The organism is Hamadaea flava (genome assembly GCF_024172085.1).
In the GTDB taxonomy this organism is placed as follows: domain Bacteria; phylum Actinomycetota; class Actinomycetes; order Mycobacteriales; family Micromonosporaceae; genus Hamadaea; species Hamadaea flava.
The window spans coordinates 1,831,533-1,849,320 of record NZ_JAMZDZ010000001.1; the positions used below are offsets into that span (position 1 = coordinate 1,831,533).

Annotated in this window: 15 protein-coding genes; 7 read left to right on the plus strand and 8 right to left on the minus strand. The window is 69.0% G+C overall.

Features of this window, described 5'->3' with window-relative positions; genetic code table 11:
• Positions 1 to 140 precede the first annotated feature (140 nt).
• A complete protein-coding gene (locus tag HDA40_RS08725; protein ID WP_253753774.1) occupies positions 141 to 1,091 on the plus strand; it encodes an alpha/beta hydrolase in 951 nt (316 codons plus the stop codon).
• Positions 1,092 to 1,143: 52 nt separating this feature from the next.
• Positions 1,144 to 1,866, plus strand: coding sequence for an alpha/beta fold hydrolase (locus HDA40_RS08730; RefSeq protein ID WP_253753777.1), 723 nt, complete (start codon positions 1,144 to 1,146; stop codon positions 1,864 to 1,866).
• A gap of 60 nt (positions 1,867 to 1,926) precedes the next feature.
• On the opposite strand, the gene HDA40_RS08735 is transcribed toward HDA40_RS08730, so the two are convergent.
• From HDA40_RS08735 to HDA40_RS08745, 3 genes are all read right to left on the minus strand, one after another.
• Positions 1,927 to 4,590: a helix-turn-helix transcriptional regulator gene (locus tag HDA40_RS08735; protein ID WP_253753779.1), complete on the minus strand. Its 2,664-nt coding sequence runs from the start codon at positions 4,588 to 4,590 to the stop codon at positions 1,927 to 1,929.
• A 165-nt stretch (positions 4,591 to 4,755) separates the two neighbouring features.
• Positions 4,756 to 5,418: a sigma-70 family RNA polymerase sigma factor gene (locus HDA40_RS08740; protein ID WP_253753781.1), complete on the minus strand. Its 663-nt coding sequence runs from the start codon at positions 5,416 to 5,418 to the stop codon at positions 4,756 to 4,758.
• A gap of 101 nt (positions 5,419 to 5,519) precedes the next feature.
• Positions 5,520 to 6,794, minus strand: coding sequence for an alpha/beta hydrolase family protein (locus HDA40_RS08745; RefSeq protein WP_253753783.1), 1,275 nt, complete (start codon positions 6,792 to 6,794; stop codon positions 5,520 to 5,522).
• Between the two features lie 73 nt (positions 6,795 to 6,867).
• Here HDA40_RS08745 and HDA40_RS08750 point away from each other — a divergent pair, with 73 nt between their 5' ends.
• Positions 6,868 to 7,407: a helix-turn-helix domain-containing protein gene (locus tag HDA40_RS08750; RefSeq protein WP_253753785.1), complete on the plus strand. Its 540-nt coding sequence runs from the start codon at positions 6,868 to 6,870 to the stop codon at positions 7,405 to 7,407.
• Between the two features lie 154 nt (positions 7,408 to 7,561).
• Here the strand turns inward: HDA40_RS08750 and HDA40_RS08755 are convergent, their stop codons facing one another.
• Positions 7,562 to 9,013, minus strand: a complete 1,452-nt coding sequence (locus tag HDA40_RS08755) for a PI-PLC domain-containing protein (RefSeq protein ID WP_253753787.1) — start codon at positions 9,011 to 9,013, stop codon at positions 7,562 to 7,564.
• Positions 9,014 to 9,205: 192 nt separating this feature from the next.
• Here HDA40_RS08755 and HDA40_RS08760 point away from each other — a divergent pair, with 192 nt between their 5' ends.
• Positions 9,206 to 10,825, plus strand: a complete 1,620-nt coding sequence (locus HDA40_RS08760; protein WP_253753789.1) for a carbohydrate-binding protein — start codon at positions 9,206 to 9,208, stop codon at positions 10,823 to 10,825.
• Positions 10,826 to 10,947: 122 nt separating this feature from the next.
• Here the strand turns inward: HDA40_RS08760 and HDA40_RS08765 are convergent, their stop codons facing one another.
• Positions 10,948 to 12,576, minus strand: coding sequence for a DUF8823 domain-containing protein (locus tag HDA40_RS08765; protein ID WP_253753791.1), 1,629 nt, complete (start codon positions 12,574 to 12,576; stop codon positions 10,948 to 10,950).
• Positions 12,577 to 12,909: 333 nt separating this feature from the next.
• Between HDA40_RS08765 and HDA40_RS08770 the strand changes: the two genes are divergently transcribed.
• Positions 12,910 to 14,220 (plus strand): serine hydrolase domain-containing protein, encoded by a 1,311-nt coding sequence (locus HDA40_RS08770; RefSeq protein ID WP_253753793.1) that lies wholly within the window; start codon positions 12,910 to 12,912, stop codon positions 14,218 to 14,220.
• Between the two features lie 40 nt (positions 14,221 to 14,260).
• On the opposite strand, the gene HDA40_RS08775 is transcribed toward HDA40_RS08770, so the two are convergent.
• Together HDA40_RS08775 and HDA40_RS08780 are read right to left on the minus strand one after the other, a co-directional pair.
• On the minus strand, positions 14,261 to 14,452 hold the full coding sequence (locus HDA40_RS08775; RefSeq protein WP_253753795.1) for a TetR/AcrR family transcriptional regulator C-terminal domain-containing protein: 192 nt from the start codon (positions 14,450 to 14,452) through the stop codon (positions 14,261 to 14,263).
• A 37-nt stretch (positions 14,453 to 14,489) separates the two neighbouring features.
• Entirely contained in the window at positions 14,490 to 14,783 is a 294-nt protein-coding gene (locus HDA40_RS08780) for a DUF1330 domain-containing protein (protein WP_308197678.1), read from the minus strand.
• A gap of 187 nt (positions 14,784 to 14,970) precedes the next feature.
• Here HDA40_RS08780 and HDA40_RS08785 point away from each other — a divergent pair, with 187 nt between their 5' ends.
• Positions 14,971 to 15,873 (plus strand): LysR family transcriptional regulator, encoded by a 903-nt coding sequence (locus HDA40_RS08785; protein WP_253753798.1) that lies wholly within the window; start codon positions 14,971 to 14,973, stop codon positions 15,871 to 15,873.
• Positions 15,874 to 16,115: 242 nt separating this feature from the next.
• Here HDA40_RS08785 and HDA40_RS08790 read toward each other — a convergent pair whose 3' ends face one another.
• Complete coding sequence (locus HDA40_RS08790; RefSeq protein WP_253753800.1) at positions 16,116 to 16,484, minus strand: hypothetical protein; 369 nt, start codon at positions 16,482 to 16,484, stop codon at positions 16,116 to 16,118.
• A 191-nt stretch (positions 16,485 to 16,675) separates the two neighbouring features.
• Here HDA40_RS08790 and HDA40_RS08795 point away from each other — a divergent pair, with 191 nt between their 5' ends.
• The gene (locus tag HDA40_RS08795) at positions 16,676 to 17,767 is read left to right on the plus strand and encodes a winged helix DNA-binding domain-containing protein (RefSeq protein ID WP_253753802.1); all 1,092 of its coding nucleotides are present in this window, start codon (positions 16,676 to 16,678) and stop codon (positions 17,765 to 17,767) included.
• Positions 17,768 to 17,788 lie beyond the last annotated feature (21 nt).

Below are 17,788 nucleotides of genomic sequence, written 5' to 3' on the forward strand. Positions count from 1 at the left end.
GCAGCAAGAGACCGGGCAGCCCGCCGATCCGTGACAGCTCAGCCGCGAACCCGCGGCATGAACGGCGTCACACCCACCCGGCTGTCACGGTCCCACCGGCTGCTCGGTCTGAGCTGACACCGGAGCAGAAAGGCAGCCACATGAATCAGCACATCCTCGAACCGGCGGCTCAGGCGTTCGCCGACGCGGTCGCCCAGCCGCCGTTCCTGTACGAGCTCGGGGTGGATGGGGCCCGCAAGATCCTCGACGACGTCCAGGCGGCCCCGATCGCCATGCCAGAAGTCGACGACAAGTGGATCATCGTCCCTGCGGCGGTGGGCGATGTGCGCGTGCGCATCGTCAAGCCCGTCGCCGCGGAGTCGGTCCTGCCGGCGATCCTCTACGTACACGGCGGCGGCTGGATCCTCGGCGACGCCGGTACGCACGACCGCCTGGTCCGCGAGCTGGCCACCGGGGTGCACGCCGCGGTCGTGTTCGTCGAGTACGACCGTTCGCCGGAGGCTCGTTACCCGGTCGCGATCGAGCAGGCGTACGCCACCGCGCAATGGATCACCCAGCACGGTGTCGACGAGGGGCTCGACAGCGCTCGGCTGGCCGTAGCCGGGGACTCCGTCGGCGGCAACATGGCCGCGGTGCAGGCGATCCTGGCCAAACAGCGCGGCGACGTCACCTTTGTCCACCAGTCGTTGTACTACCCCGTCACCGACGCCGGCCAAGACACCGGCAGCTACCGCGAATTCGCGGACGGACCGCACCTGACCGCCAAGGCGATGGCGTGGTTCTGGGACGCGTACCTGCCCGAGCACGACAAGCGCGATGACATCACGGTGTCGCCGTTGCGGGCAACCGTCGACGATCTCGCCGGGCTGCCCGAGGCATTCGTCCTGGTGGACGAGAACGACGTCCTTCGCGACGAAGGCGAAGCCTACGCCCGCAAGCTCACCGCGGCCGGCGTACGCACGACGAGTGCCCGCTACAACGGCACTCTGCACGACTTCATGATGCTCAATCCCGTACGCGAGACCGCCGCCTCGACGGCCGCGATCGAGCAGGCGATCCACGTCCTGCGCAAGGCCCTCGGCCGCGACTAGCGCCCGCCGTCATCCGACTCATCTGAGTAATCCACCGTAGAGGAGAACAACCATGTCCGAGCAGAAGCCGACCATCGTCCTCGTCCACGGCGCGTTCGCCGAGTCCGCCAGCTGGGCCGGGGTCGTCGAAGGGCTCGCCGACCGCGACCTCGACGTCGTCGCGGTCGCGAACCCGTTGCGCAGCCTGCCGGGCGACGCCGCGTACGTGCGTGACGTCGTCGCGAGCATCGACGGGCCGGTCGTGCTCGTCGGCCACTCCTACGGCGGCATGGTCATCACCGAAGCCGCTGCGGGCAACGACAAGGTCGCCGCGCTCGTCTACGTCTGCGCGTTCGCACCGGAGCACGGCGAGACCGCCTTCGAGCTGTCCACCAAGTTCCCGGGCAGCACCCTCGGCGCGGCGCTGGCCGCGTATCCGGTCTCGACCGGCGGCAACGAGTTCGCCATCCGGCCGGAGGCGTTCCACCACCAGTTCGCCGCCGACGTGTCGGCCGAGGTGGCCGCGATGATGTCCGCGACGCAGCGCCCGGTCACGCAGGATGCCCTCACCACTGGGCTGCGGTCGCAGCTGCCCGCGTGGAAGTCGATCCCGTCCTGGTTCGTCTTCAGCGACGCCGATCTCAACATCCCGGTCGCCCTGCACCGTTTCCTGGCCGATCGCGCCGGGGCCAAGGGCGTCCGCGAGGTGCCCGGCGCCTCGCACGCGATCAGCGTCTCCGCCCCCGATGCGGTGACCGAGTCGATCCTCGACGCCGTCTACGCGGTCGCGGCGTAAGCAGAACGCAGCGGAGGTCCCCGGTGTCGCACCGGGGACCTCCGCCGGATGGCGGCACCGTCAGCGGAGACCTTCGACCATCAGCGCGGCGAGTTCACCTCGCGACTTGACGCCGACCTTCGGGAACAGTCGGTAAAGATGAGTGGTCACCGTACGCGGCGACAGGAACAGCCGCTCCGCGATCTCCCGGTTACTCAACCCGTCGCCGGCGAGGCGGGCGATCTGCTGTTCCTGCGGGGTCAACGAGTCGATCGCGTCGATCGGCTTGCGGCGCGACTCCCCCGTGGCCCGCAGCTCTGATCGCGCGCGTTCGGCCCACGGTGTCGCTCCGAGCGCGTCGAACGTAGTGGCCGCGGCACGCAGCAGCGGCCTCGACTCCGCGGCTCGGCGCTTGCGGCGCAGCCAAGCACCGTACGCAAGTTGCAGGCGGGCCCGCTCGAACGGCCAGTCGTGCAGATCTGCCGCCAGCGCCGAGTCGTACGCCTCCGCCGAGTCGGCCAGCACCGCTTCGGCGTAGCGGAGACCGACAGCGAGTGCGGGCGAGCGGCTCGTCGTGGCGAGCGGCGTCAGTTCGGCCACGACGGCGCGTACCTCGTCGAGCGCGCCGCTGTGGGCCGCGGCCTCGGCCAGGTGACCGACGAGGGTGAGCCGGACATACGGGTGGTAGGCCACGTCCGCTGGATCGAACACGCGAAGCAGCTCCTGTACCGCCTCCTCCGGCCGACCCTCGACGAACGCGACCACCCCGCGGATACGCTGCGTCAACGCCAGCATCGGGTGCATGCCGGCCGAGTGCAACACCGTCTCGCCTCGCTCGGCGATCTCAGTAGCGGTCTTTCCGTTGCCGCGCAAAGCCTCCGCCATGCCAAGCTGAAGCTCGGCCTGCAACGCGTACGCGGGCCGGTCGACCTCGCTGGCGAGCGCTATGCCCTCGGTCGCCGTCGGCATGGCTGCCCGCACGTCGCCGGCGGTGGCGGCGTTGTAGGCCAGGCTCGTCAGGGCGTTCGTCAGCGAGACGATCCGGCCCTTCCTCCGCAGAGCGGCCGCACTCGTCGTCAGAAACGCGTTGGAGAGCGCGAACGCGCCGAGCGCCGAGGCGGCGATGCCCAGGTCGCAGCTCTCCCAGGGCTCGAGATCCAGCCGATCCTGCAAGGCGGTCAGACGGTCAAGGCAGTAGGCCCCGCGTTCGACCGGCCCGGCCATCGCCAGCGCGTAGATCACTCGCCAGTCGACCACCTGAGCGCCGACCTGCTCCACCACACGCACGTAGCGCATCCTGGTGTCGTCGTCGGGGTTCGACCAGAAGAATCTCAGGCTGATGCTGTTCATCGTCTCGAGCGCGAGCCCCAGGTCGTCAGCACCTCGCATGCTGTCGATGTGCTCGGCGTAGATGCCCAACCGGCTGCTGCCAGTCCAGCCCGTGGCCAGGTACACCTCCGGGTACCACGTCAGCCGCAACCAGTCCGACGGGCGCAGGTCCGCACCTTCCAGCAGGGCGAGCAGGCGGCGTACGGAATCCATGTCGCCTTGCTCGCCGGCGATCCCAGCCGCCCAAAGCAGCCGGCTGCCCCGCTCCTGCGGATCTTCGCTGAGCTGGGCGGCGCGCTCCATAGCGGCCAGCGCGATCGCACCGGCCTGCCGGTCGGCGGCTCGGATGGCCGCGGCGGCAAGGTCAACGGCGAGCGTCTCGTCGGGGCCGGCAGCCGCTGCCGCCCGATGCCATAGCCGCCGATCGTGGCCGGTCACAATCTCCGCGAGGCAGGCGTGCACCCGCCGCCGCTGAGTGACCGCCGCCGACTGCCGCAGTGCCGAACGCATCAGCGGGTGCCGAAACCGCACCTGGTACTGCTCGTCCACGCTGATCAGCCGACCGGCAACGGCCGGCTCGACGTCGTCGACCGTGGCGGGCCGGTCCAAGAACCGGGCCGTCGCGGCAAGCACCTCATCGAGGTCGTCGCCGTCATCGAGCGCTGCGACCAGCAGTAGCGCACGCGTCTCGGCCGGCAGTTGGTCGGCCAGCCCCACGAACGTCTGCTCGACTCGGGTGCTCAGCGGAAGCGAGGATGGCGACAGTGCGGTATGGCCGGTTCGCGCGGCCAGTCCGCCGAGCTCGACCAGTCCAAGTGGGTTGCCCGCCGCCTCGGCGAGCACGCGATCGCCTAGCGCCGGTGAAAGCTCGGGCGCGATTTGGTCGAGCAGGGCGCGGGCGTCGGATGGTTCCAGCGGTTCCAGCGGCAATTGCGGCAACGCGGCGGCGGCGAGCAGCCGCTCGACATCAGCGCTGTCACGGACCGTCATCACGAGCGCGACCGGATCCGCCGCCAGCCGCCGGGCGACGAAGGCCAGCACGTCCCAGCTCGCCCGGTCCAGCCACTGCGCGTCCTCGACCGCGAGCAGGACGGGTTCGTCGATCGTGCCGAGCAGGCCGAGCACCTCGACGCCGACCTGGAACGGCGACTCACCCGCCGCAGCGCCCAGGCCCGGACGCACCCGATGGAGCAGTTGCTGCACCCCGGCGTACGGCAAGTGGACCTCAGCCTGCACGCCGGTGGTGGTCAGCACACGCATGCCGCGTTCCACGGCTCGCGCACGAGTCTCGCCGAGCAGCGCAGACTTGCCGATACCGGCCTCACCTCGAAGGACGAGCGCGCCGCCGCGGTCATGAACGGCCTCGTCCAGCAGAGTCGTCAGCGCCTCGGTCTGTATCGCCCGGCCGACGATCACCAGATGCCTCGGGCCGATACCGGTTGTGTCCGCGACTCCCGCAGTCCTCGTGCTCCGCCCGCCATCCGGTCCCCCTGCCTGCTGCCGACGATCATGCATCAGGCCCAAGTCCAGGGCAAGAGATGCAGGTCACCGATCGTCCGTGACAGGATCCGGCTGCCCTGGCTACACCTCCGTCTCGACGGCGTTCCGGAGACTTCGGCACGACATCAGCAACTCGCTGAGGCCGACCCTCCGGCCCGCAACCGGTCGCCTGCCTCGGCTTCTTTCCGCGCCACCCGCTACTGCCGTCCGCAGATGCTTGCGGGCCCGGCTCACCAGCTGGCGGGCGTACACGGCGGTGATCTCAAGAACCTCCGCGATCTGCTCATACGGGTACACGAAGGCTTCGCGAAGGACATAGGCCGCCCGCTCCGCGGGAGCGAGTCTCTCCATCAGCAGCAGGCACGCGAACTCGAGTGCCTCGGCCCGTTCCGCCCCCAGCGCCGGGTCGGCACTGGTGTCCACGGGCTCCGGCAGCCATTGCCCGGAGTAGGTCTCCCGCCGCGAACGGGCCGACTGGATGACGTTGATGGACAGGCGCGTGGTCGTCAGCGCCAGGAAGGCCGACGGGTTGGCGATGGCCGAGCGGTCGGTGCGCTGCCAGCGCACCCAAGCTTCCTGAAGCACATCCTCGGCCTCGGTCACACTGCCCAGCATTCGGTAGGCGATGCCGAAGAGACGCGGCCGCGTCTCGACGAAAACGGCGACTGCCTCTTCCAGCGTGTACGCCCGCGTCGGCCGCTCTGAATCGACGCCCATCGAAACTGTATCGGCACCATGAACCATGAACCGAACGTAGGAGCGACCAGCGGTTGCCTGCGTACGTAAGAGTACGTAATTCGGCGGACCATCTGAGCCAGGCGGCGCGTCGGCAGCGACGTCGGGCGTTACTTCTCCGCGGCGCCCGGCTTGGCGAGTCGGCGGCGCAGCCGGGCGACCAGACCGGAGGGGGCCGGCGCGAGCCAGCGCACGATGGTCTCGACGACCTCGGGGTCTATGTTCTGGGGCCGTGCATAGTCCTCTGGTGTGGACGGTCGGCTGCCGGAGAAGAACAGGTGGTCGTCGGCGTCGAGCACGTGGATCGTCACGTCCGCCCGGCCCGCGAGCCCCGCGCGCCAGCGGGTCAGATCGTCGGCGACGGTGACTTGGTAATCCCGGCCGCCCTGCAGGACCAGGATGGGGCGGTCGACTGCGGCCGCGGTCGCGACTTGGTCGTACGCCCGCGCGTCGAGCCAGTACGCCGCCGGCCACCCGAACAGCAGCTCGGTTGCAGGGGTAGCGACCGACAGATCCGGGTCCTCCACGGCGGCCGCCTGGCGGGCGAGCAGGTCGGCCGTCCCCGCCGCGCCGGGATTGAGGCTGACGAGGTGACGAGCGACGCGTACGGCGGCGGTTGGCAGCGGGGCGGCGTCTGCGGCGAGCATGACGAGGCCGGCGATCGCGGGCTCTTCGGCCGCGATCCGGGGCGCTACCTTGCCGCCGCCGCTGTGGCCCAGCACATAGATCCGGCCGGCATCCACACCAGACGTCCGCCGCAAGAGGTCGAGCGCGGCCCGGGTGGGCGGCGCGTACTCGTCCATCATCGTGTACGGATCGGGGCCGAAGACCGGCTTGTCGAAGCGAACGACGGCGACACCCCGGCTGGCGAGCCCCCAGGCGAGATCCTTGAGCGGCTTGTTGGGCCCAGCGGTGCCGTCTCGGTCGAACGGCCCGGCCCCGGCGAGCAGGATGACCGCCGGCCCGGTCGGGGACTTCGGCAGCGTCAGGCTGCCCATGACCTCACCGAGGGCCACCTCGCGCTCGGTGAACCTGCCGGGCTTGGCATAACCGGGCGCCTGCCAGCTCTGCCCTAGTGGTGGCGCCAGCCGCAGGCCCTGCACCTGGCCGGCGTCGTCGACCGACAGCACGAGCGTGAACCCGCCCTGTGCACCGGTCACCGGCACGCTCACCCGAATGCGCCCGTCCACCGACTCGCTCACCGGTTCCCCGACAGTCAGGTGTGGTCCCGCCTTGGCCGCTTCGGCCATCCAGGCCGTCCGTAGGGCCTCCGCCGACACGACTGCCCGGAGCGGGGCTGCGAACAGTGCCTCGATGTCGGCGAAGCCACCCTCGACAGCCAGCGCGGCAACGTGCGCGGCGATGCTCTCCGACTCCAGCCTCATCCCAACTCTCCCTGGCCCGACGCCACCATTCTCACAACATGCGAACGGTAGCACATTATGAGATCATTGCTGGATGGAGACCCTGGAACTGCTCGGCCACCCGGTACGCCTGCGGATCGTGCACGCCCTGCGTGGCGACCGGCTGCTCACCACGACCCAGCTGGCAGCCCTGCTCCCGGATGTGTCGAAGGCGATGGTCTACCGTCATGTCGATCTGCTGACCGAGGGCGGAGTCCTGGAGGTGGCCGAAGAGCGCCGCGTACGCGGTGCGGTCGAACGCCACTACCGGCTACGCCGAGAGCGGGCCGGCATCGACCCGGCCGAGGCGAGCACGTTCACCTCTGACGACCACCGGCGCTGCTTCGCGGCCGCCGTCGCCGCCCTCGTCGCCGAGTTCAACGCCTACCTCGACCGGCCGAAGACCGATCCGGCCGCCGACCCAGTCGGGTACCAGCAGCACGCCATCTGGCTGGACGAGAAGGAACTGCACGCGATGATCCGGGAGCTGCGCGCAGCCATCGTGCCTCGCCTGGGCAACAAGCCCGCCGCAGGCCGGACGCGTTACCTGCTCAGTCCCATCCTCTTCCCCAGCGAGGAATCCCCGCCGTCCTGACCGCAGCGGGGTTCGCCGAACGAAGGGTTTGCCGAACGAAGCCGATGCCTGGCGCGGGATGGCGCACCGCTGGACTGAACCGGCCCTGGTCGCCGTCCAGCGGGAAGCCTGTTCCCCCCGCTGGACGGCGATGCGGCCCAGTAGATGACTCGGCTCAGTACACGTATGTCGGCCGGTTCGACAGATACAGCCGGTACCACGGGTCGTACGGGTAGTCCGTCGACGGATAGGTCGGGATCGGCAGGCCCGTGCTGTCTTCCGCGAACCGCGCCACCCGGACCAATCGCTCGTTCTTGACGTCGTTCATCCAGGTCGTCTGCGGCACTCCCCGGTTGGCCGTGATCGCGGCGAACGGCGCGTTCCACAGCAGCGTCAGGTAGGTCTCGCGGTCCTTCTGATCGTCGTAGCCGACCTCGGTCCCCATGATCTGCGGATAGATGATGCGATGCCACGAATCGCTGGTGATCGGGTTCATGGAGTACTGCAGGACGCCCGCCATCCCGTCGGGGAAGTAGCCGGATTCGACCGTGATGACCTGGCCTTGGCGGTTCTCGGCCTGATCGTTACGATGCCGGGGCCAGCTCGTCGTCTGCGACCCACCCCACAAAATCTTTCCGAGGCTGACCTGCGCAACGCGCTCGATGCGAGTGTTCGGGTCGGACGGATCCTGATGGATCTCGCTGAGGATCCGGGCTCCGGTCCACTTCAGCGACGGGTGGCTCCCCTTCATGAGCGAGGTGCTCGGAACCTGCCAGGTGAGCTGGCCACCGGGCTCCACGTGGCCCAGTCGGTACCAGAGCGCGGCCGCGCTCGGCGATTGGTGGACCTCGACGAGGATGCCGGAGTCGGTCAGCGCCACGACCGGGTTGCTGCCGGTGTCGTAGCGGCCGTGGGTCAGCCAGGTGACGGTCCAGTCGCTTTGGACCTGCCCGGTCCAGTACCAGAGCGTGCCGTGCCCCGAGTCGTGGACCTCTACGACCTGGCCGCTGTCATTGATCGCCACGGCGGGATTCACCCCACGGTCCCGCAGGTACGCCAGCCGCGATTCCACCTGGCCGGAGAGCACGGGGATGATTTTGCCGCGGTAGTCGTAGACCCGGCGGTCGATCCCCGGTAGTGCGAGCCGGCTGCGGCCGAAGACCGAAATGAGGTTGTTGACGAGGACGGCGCTGCTGCCCTGCTCGTTGTTCAGATTGCTGTGGGTCGCGAGCACCAGCGTGATCGGCGCGGCGGTCCGGTTCTGGTCCGACCACTGCTTCACGACGAGCAGCCAATCGGTCAGCTGATTGGTCCGCGGGTTGCCGCCGCCGTGGTACACCTTGTCGCCCGGGGACTCGTCACCCACCTCGAACCGGCCGTGGGCCAGATGGACGTCGAACTCGAGCTGGCGGACGTGGGCGTTCAGCTGTGACCGCAGGTCGCCGCGATCGCCGCCGATGTCGCCGGAGAAGCTGTCGTGAGTGGAGGCGAAGACGGCTTCGCCGAACCTCGGATCGCTGCTCTGGGGCGCCCCCGCTGTCGGTGCCGCCGTGCCCGGCGCCGCCAGAGCGGAGCAGGCGGTCGCCGCGATGAGCGCCGTGACGAGCAGTCGCATGGGTTTGTGCAACAAGACCTCCTTGGTCGTCGACAGAAGGCGACTGCGGGGGTTGCCGCCAAAATGTGACAATATCGCATAAATCACTTACTTCTGGCTATTGCGCAACGTGGCACCCCTGTGCCCACCGGGCTTCCCGATCCCGGCGCGGCTGACGATCCCTCAGCTCACTGCTTACGGGACATCGGGCCACCGTCTCCGGCAATGTCGTCGTGCGGTCCGGCCGAAAGCGCGTACAGCCAGGGACAACCGGAATTCCACATCGGCACCGGCGGGGACGGCCAGAACCTCGGCCTGGTCGACCACGTGACCGCCAGTAACAACAACTCCGGCGGCTTCACCGCCGCGCTGTCCGGCAACAGCTGGCAAGGCGGCGGCACTCCCGGGGCACCATTCGGCGGTACGCCCAGCGCAGTGCCCGGCGTGCTGCAGGCGGAGAACTACACCACGGGTGGGCAAGGCGTCGCCTACAGCGTGAACTCGACGAACGGGACTGGCAACGCCTGCCGCGCCGACGGCGTGGATCTGGAAGCCACCTCCGACAGCAGCGGCTACAGCCTGGGCTGGACGTCGGCCGGTCAGTGGTTCCACTACACCGTCAACGTCGCCACCGCCGGGGCGTACACGCTGAACTTGAGAGTCGCGGCACCCAATGCCGTGACCGGCGCCCTCCACCTGGCCAACGCCTCCGGCGTGAAGCTGACCGGGGCCGTGAGTCTGCCCGCGAGCGGGGGTTGGCAGACCTGGACCACCGCGTCGGCGCGAGTGACCCTGCCGGCCGGAACCCAGACGCTGACCCTCTACCAGGACGCGGGCGGCTGGACTCTCAACAGCCTGCAGTTCACCTCGGGCAGCAGCACGAACCTGGCAGCCGGCAGACCGACCAGCGAATCCGCCCACAACGACGGGTACGCCTCCGGCAACGTCACCGACGGCAACCAGGCCAGCTATTGGGAAGGCCCGAACAACGCCTTCCCGCAATGGGTGCAGGTCGACCTCGGATCCGCCCACGCCGCGAGCCGAGTCGTGCTGCAACTGCCCGCGTCCTGGGGCGCCCGGGAGCGATGGCCCGCCGACACACAACCGCCGGGCCTGACGCGCCCACGCGGCCGACTGGTTTCCGGTCGCCTGGCAGGATGGCACGAGATTCGTACCGGCCGGGGAGATGAGGCGTACACGATGTCGGACCCGCAGGTTGGGGACGTCGGGACCGGCGACGGCTCCGCGCCGACGAGCCAACGCCCTTCCCCGCCCAGCGACCTGCGCGGTTGCCTCGGCATCGTCGGCATGATCGTGTCCATCATCGTTGTGCCGGCCTTCGTCCAGCCGCTGCTCGGCGGGCTGCTCTACCGCGGCCTGGGCCTGGGCGAAACACCTGACTGGTACGACCTCGCACCGCAGTACTGGCTGTTCGTCGCGCTCGGGGCGTTGCCGGGGCTCGTGGGCGTCGTCGTTGCTCTGCTCTCCGCGCAGCCCACCAACCCCCGAGCCGTGTCCAGGGTCTCCGCGTTCGGCATGGTCGGCGTCGGGTGGACACTCCTCTGGGTGGTGGCCATGTTCGGCGGCCGGGTCACCGACGTGACCGCCAGTAAGGTGTCGCACGCTTTCGACGTCAGCCTGACCGGCGCAGAGTTCCTCCGCGACACGACCAAGGCTGCCGCGGCCGCTCTGCCGCTCCTCATCGTCGGACTCGTCCTGTCGGTGCTGCTGACGGCCCGACAGGTACGCCTGCCCTGGCGTGCCGCCGCGGCGGGCGTCATCACCGTCGCCGCTGCCGTCGCGGTCGTCCTAGTCGGCCGGAACGTCGGCGGGGCCTACCTATAGGGAAGCCTTGCTGAGGTAGGCCCGTACTCGCCCTGCGGCACCCGGCAAGGCAACGAGGATCTCAAGCGACGTCTCCAGAAATGGCCTGCGCCGACCGACCTTGCTAGCTGAACCGCTGCTCGTCAAGGCGTGGTCGGGCAAGCGGTTCCCCGGTCGAAGGTGTACTGGGCTTCGATGGTGAACGTGCCGGCGGTGGGCGTCGACAGTTCGGTCCACCTTCCGTGCTGGGTGAGGCAGGCGTGCGGGGCCTGGTCGTCGACGACGCCGCGGATGGCGAGCCACGGTGACCAGGCGATGCGTATGAGCACCGTACCGGGGCGGGGCACGTCGAGGGTGATCGCCGCAGGTCCGCCGGATGTGACCGTGGCCGGTGGCGTGGCCAGGGGTTCGACGCCGTCGACCCGGTACACCCGCCAGTCTGCGTCCGACCACACCAGGCTCAGCCACGGGTGCCCGGAGGTGATGATCTTCGCTTCGGCGATGCCTGCGTCGTCGGGCTCGTCGGCCGACAGGACGACGTATCCGACGCTCCATTCACGCAGCCAAGCCCGGTAGTCCGCGGCCGTCAGCTGGTCCTGGTAGAACAGCGGGTTGCGGGCCACATCCGCCTGCCGGTTCCAGCCGCGGGCCAGGTTGACGTAGGGCGCGAGCCCGGCTGCCTCCCAGTGCGAGCGCAGCGGCACCACCTCGACCCGGAATTGTTGGGCGGCCAGCCGCCGCAGTTCGTCGATCAGCGGCCGGGAGTCGGCCACGCCGGCAGTCACCGGCGCGGTGGTGACGATGTTCACGACCGGATGCGCGACGGTCCAGATGGCCATCGCCGCCACGGCCGCATAGCTCGCCCGCCGGGGCCAGCCGCTGCGTTTGCGGGCAGCCTCGGCGCACATCAGGACGGCCGCACCGGCCAGCATCACCAGGCGCTCGACGTTGCTGCCGATCGGGGTCGGCACCGCCCAGCACAAGGCGACGCCGGCCGCGTAGACCCAGGCTCCGGCCCGTACGGTCGACCAGTCCCGCGGGACCAGCACCGCGACCGCGACGGCCGCGGCGAGCGTGGCCAGCGCCGAATACAGATGAAAAGGCTGCACGCCGGAGAACGGGAACAGCAGGGCGGTCGTCCCGATCACCACCGGCGGGCCTACCGCCATCAGGTAGGCCGGCCGACGCCGGCCGGTCAGGAACAGCGCCGCCGCGAACACCTCGATGAACAGTCCGGCAACCGGGCTGCACAAACTGGCCACGGCGCCCAGCACCGCGGCGAGCACCGGACGTGGCCGGCGATCCAGCAGGACGACCACTGCGAGCAGGGCGACAGCCAAGCCGAGCAGATAGGTGACTCGCCCGGCGGCGAGGTTGAGCCAGATGGCGAAGGACAGCCAAAGGATCGACGGCAGTGGCCGGTGCACGCCCGACCGGGAGAGCAGCCGGGCGGCCAGGGCGGTGCTCGCGACGGCGGCGACGACGCCAGTGGTGCGTACCCCGATCAGGACCATCAGGTACGGCGATATCACGCTGTATGACGCCGGGTGTATCCCCCCGTACCAGGACAGGTTGTACGCCGAACCGGGGTGATCGCGGACGAAGGCCGTCCAGGCGTACTGCGCCGCGAGGTCTCCTGCGTCGCGGGCCATCCACAGCGCCCAAACCAGGCTCAGCACACCGGACAGCAGGGTCGCTGCGACGACCGGCCGGGCCCACCATCGGCTCCAGCCGGGGATGGGGCCGATCGCCATGCTGCCTGGAACCACCATGCGCGTGTGGTGATCCTTTCCTACGGGCCGGCCGCGGGGATGCGGTGCGACGTTGCGTACGGCGGCCGCGGGCTCGCAGCACGGGAGCTCACGGTACGCGAGCAGGTATCTGTCGTCGGCGGCCAGGTCCGTGTCGGGGCGGCGAAGTCGCACGGCCGTCGGTGCGGTTGCACGACATCCACCGCGGCTCGGCCAGTACCGCCGCAGCGGCCGGGCTTGCGTTGAAACAGCCTCGCACGAGCCTTCTCTAGCCGGTGCCGCGGACCGGCGGCGTCGCGCGGTCGCGTACAAGTCTGGCGATGCCGGCGAAGGCTCGATAGCTAGGTTGAGGGAATGGGATGGCACCTGAGCGAGCTCATCGCGAAGCACGGCGTACCGGGCGCACAGATCGCCGTGCTGGCCGACGGGGAGATCCGCGAGGAGACCGCAGGCGTGCTGAGCCTGCACACCCGAGTGGAAGCCACGACCGATTCGGTGTTCAAGATCGGCTCAATCACCAAGGTCTGGACAGCCACGCTGGTCCAGCAGCTGGTGAATGACCGCGTGCTGGACCTCGACCGTCCCGTTCGCGACTACCTGCCCGGCTTTCGGCTGAGCGACCCGGCGGCCACCGAGATTCTGACTGCCCGCCATCTGCTCACCCACACCGGCGGCATAGACGGCAACCACTTCATCGACACCGGTCGCAACGACGACGCGATCGAGAAGTTCGTCGCCACGCTCGCCGACGCGGACCACCCGCTTCTGCCTGGCACCCTTTTCTCCTACTCCAACAGCGGGTATGTGGTGCTCGGCCGGCTCGTGGAGGTGCTCCGGGGCAGACCCTTCCACGACGTGCTCCGCGAGCACCTCGCTACCCCCTTGGGCTTGACGACCGTCGCCACCACGACGTACGAGGCGATCCTGCATCGCGCCGCGATCGGGCACGTCGCGACCGACGGGGAGCTGGCGCCCACGAAGAGCTGGGCGGTCCGCTATTTCTCCACGCCGAGCGGCTCTCATCTCGCAATGAGCGCTCGCGATCTGCTGAAGTTCGTCCACCTGCACCTCACCGACCCGGCGCTCGCGGCGCTGCGGGAACCCCAGCTCGAGTCCGTCCCGGACTTCGGCGGCGGCGTCGTAGGCTGGGGGCTCGGCTGGATGCTCTACCAGGACGGCGTCGTCGGTCACACCGGCGTTTCCAAGGGGCAGACGGCATTCCTGCGCGTCGTGCCCTCGGCCGGCGTGGCCGTAGCTGTGCTGACCAACAGTTCGGGTGCGGCGCCGATGGCCTACGAGATTCTCACCGCCGTCCTGGCAGATCTCACCGACGCGGTGACTACTCCGCTGCCAGTGCCGCCTGCGGAGTCGATCCCCGTCGACGTGGGGCGCATGTGCGGCACCTACCGCAGCACCTTGTACGATCGCACGCTCATCGTCGAGGGCGACCGCGCGTTCCTCATTCGCCGTCCCCGCAGCGAACTCGCGAAGTCCTTCCTCGGCAAGTCTGAGGAACGCGTCGAGGTAGTCCGCCTCAACGACAACGCGATCATCACCGCCACGCCGGGGCTCGACGGCCATCAAGTGCTGTCCCTTGTCGGCACCGACGAGGACGGTCGTGCTCGATTCCTTCACGACGGCGCCGCCGCCTACCGGGTTTCCTGACTGTCCCCAGGGACGATCCCGACCTCGGCGCGGCCCGCCGCTAGGTGTTGGCGGCCTCCCGGACGCGCACTGCAATGCCGTCGAGCATGCAGTCCAGGCCCAGCTCGAACTGCCATTCCCAGTCGTCCTTGCGCCGCCCTTCGCTGACGAAGCGCTGGAAGGCCGGGTAAGCGGCCGAGCGGCTACCGGTGGCGACGCTGCCCGGTCGTGCGATGTCGTGACTGATCCTCACTGTCTGACCACAAGGTCAGCGATGTCTGGGTCGCCGGTCAGTCGATGCCTTCGATGATGCGGAAGTCGCGCTCGACGCCGTCGGGGAAGGCCACGAGCGCCTTCTGGTACGCCTCGCTCTCGTATGCCGCGACCGCCTCTGCAAAGCTGTCGAACTCGATCAGAACCACGCGTTGCGTGATTCCGGCCTCGTGCGCGACGACTCGACCGCCACGGGACAGGGTGCGCCCGCCCCCAGCCCGGACAGCCGGACCGGCCAGCTTGTTGTAGGCGGTCAACCTCTCAGGGTCTGATATTGCGGGGTAGACACTGACCCAGTAGCCCTTAGCCACGGAAACCTCCTGTGTTCGGCCGGACCGGTCCGACTTCGAATTGGCACTCGGATCGACCGATCCCGGCGACGGGTACTACGGTCAGTCGAATCGCCATATGCGCAGGTTAGGGCTTGATGTGCGGTCGAGGGAAAGACCGGTACGGGATAGACTCAGAACGGATCGTTATCAATCGGCAGGGGGGCACGTGGCGCCGGACACGGTGAGCCTGCGGTACTTCCTGGTGCTCGCGCAGGAGTTGAACTTCACCCGCGCGGCCGCACGGATCGGTATCGCACAGCCCGCACTCAGCGCCCGGATGCGCCGATTGGAGGCGGAACTCGGTACGGCCCTGCTGGTCCGCAACACACGTAGCGTCGTATTGACCACGGCCGGTGCGGCTTTGGCGGAGTCCGCGCCGCCCGCGCTGGCGGCGCTGGACCGGGCATGGGGCACCGCCCGGAGCGCGGCGGCCGGTGAACTGGGCGCGCTGCGCATCGGATACAGCCTCAGCGCCGGGGCCGAGACCGCACCGGCCTTAGTGGACAGACTGATTCGCGGCAACAGCGGACTCGAGGTCAGCGCGGTCCCGATGGCGACACCGGAGATCTCCCCCGCAGTCGCCGACGGCCGCATCGATGCCGGGATCACCCGCGGTGAACAATCGGGCCGTGGCGTGCGCCGGTTCCTGCTGCGGCGTGCGCGCATCGGAGTCCAGTTGGCGCAGCACCATCCGCTGGCCGAACACCCGGAGATCGAGATCGCCGACGCAGCCGCGTATCCGCTGCGGCTCCCGGACCGTGCGGCCAACCCTGTGATCCACGATCAGCTGTCCGCACTGTTCCGAGACACCCGGCCACATCCCCGATTCCACACGCCCGCAGTCTCTTTCGACATGTCCCAGCGCGACCTACGCGACGGGGTCACCCTCGCCCCGGCCGGAGAAGCCGCGGCCACGGCACAACCGGCCGGTCTCACCTGGCGACCGCTGCGGGGCGCGCCCACCCTGGCGTTCCACCTGGTCCTCCCACGCGAACAGTCGCCGCTACACCGCCGCATCCGTGCCGTCGCCAAAGCCCTGGCGCACGAGCTGCACTGGCTGCCGGACTGACCCAGAGGTCAAGCGAGACTGATGCCGCAACAGGCGCGAGGGGAGAATGCAAAGGCAGCCCTCACCAGGTGGTGAGTGCCGCTCATGGGGTAACGTGCCCATCCCTCTGCGCAGAGTGGGTCAAGCTCGGGCCAACGTCTTTCGTCATCGCCTGACGAGACGATGTCTGAGTCGTCCAGCGGGACGGCGCGCCACGGCCGACGCGGTCGACGGGCGCGTCAGCCATCAGCCGTCGGCAGGATCTACTCAGCGTCCGCGTCGATATCCCACGAAACCTGCAATGCGCTCATTACGTCAGCCGCTAACTGACGAACCTGTGCCCACTCCGGAAGCTGAAGTCCTGCCTCCGACAAGAAGTTGGGCCGCGTACGATCGTATTCATCGACCTTGGCTATTACGGACCGCAACAGCTCCAGGTCAGCTGTCGGCAGGTCGTCATTTGCCACATGGGCCGTGGCGACGTTGACCATGTCGTCGAGCTGAAGCGCGATCTCATCAACGCCGACGCCGAGGTCCCGCACCTCCCTTAGTTGTCGCTCGGCAGGATAAGCAGCGAGCTGTAAACACTCCAGGACCCACGTCTGGAATGGCGTAGGCGAACTATCTTTCATCGAAGGATTCCTCTGATGTTGCCCTCATGACGGCACCAGCCCTCGCTCCCCCGCAGCTGGTACACAGCTGCACCCAAACAGTGTTACCAGCAGCGCACCACAGAGCTGTGAACGGTATCGCCTTTGCGTGATGCCGAGAACACACCCTGTCCAACCGAAACGCTGCCTGGTGGGGTGGCAGGATCGGGGGCATGGTCACCCGCCGCGTCCTCAACCGGGCTTTGCTCTCCCGCCAGCTTCTGCTGGATCGATCGGCGACGGACCCTCTCACAGCGATCGGGAGGGTCGCCGGGCTTCAGGCACAGTCGCCGAACCCGCCCTACTTTGGACTGTGGTCGCGTCTGGACCAGTTCGCGCTCGCGGACCTCACCGAGCTGATCGAGACTCGGCAGGTCGTCCGCGTGGCTCTCATGCACGGTACCGCGCAGCTCGTGGCCGCCCGCGACGCACCGGGCCTGCGCCACGTCGTCCAGCCCGCCCTCCACGACGCACTGCTGGCAACGCACGGCGAGCGGCTACGTGGGGCGCCCTTGACCGAGGTTGCCCGGGTGACCCGGGAGCTAGTCGAGGACATCCCTCGAACAATCGCCGACCTGGGCGCCGAGCTGGCCGCCCGCTGGCCAGACGTCCCCGTGACATCGCTAACCGCTGCCGCCCGCACCGAGGTGGCGCTGGTCCCAGTGCCGCCAGGCGGCACCTGGGGCGCCGTAGGCCAGCCCGCCTGGACCACGCTGTCCGCGTGGCTCAACCACCCGCATCCCCCGACGTCCACCGTGGCCGACCTCGTCGAGTGGTACCTGTCGGCCTACGGCCCGGCGACCCTCGACGACATACGGGCATGGTCAGGCCTGCTGGGCCTGAGTGAGATCGTTGAGGACGTCAACCTGCGTCTGGTACGCCTGCGGGGCGAGGATGGCGCGGAGCTCTTCGACATCCCCGACGCGAGGCTGCCCGACGAGGATGAACCCGCGCCCGCCCGATACCTGGCCGAGTTCGACAATGCGCTCCAGGCCCACGACGACCGGGCACGCATAATGTATGACGACGACCGGAAGGCCATTTTCGCCACCCCGGGCGTCGTCCCGGGCGTCGTGCTGGTCGACGGTTTCACCCAAGGCACCTGGAAGATCACCCGGTCAGGCAAGTCGGCTTACCTGGTGGTACGGCCGTTCGCCCAGATCCCGACCCGTGACGTTCACGAGCTGACCGAGGAGGGGCTGAGGCTGCTGGCATTCGCCGCCCCGGATGCATCGACCCACGACGTGCGCTTCAACTCCCGCTGACCGCCGTGCCAGAACACCACA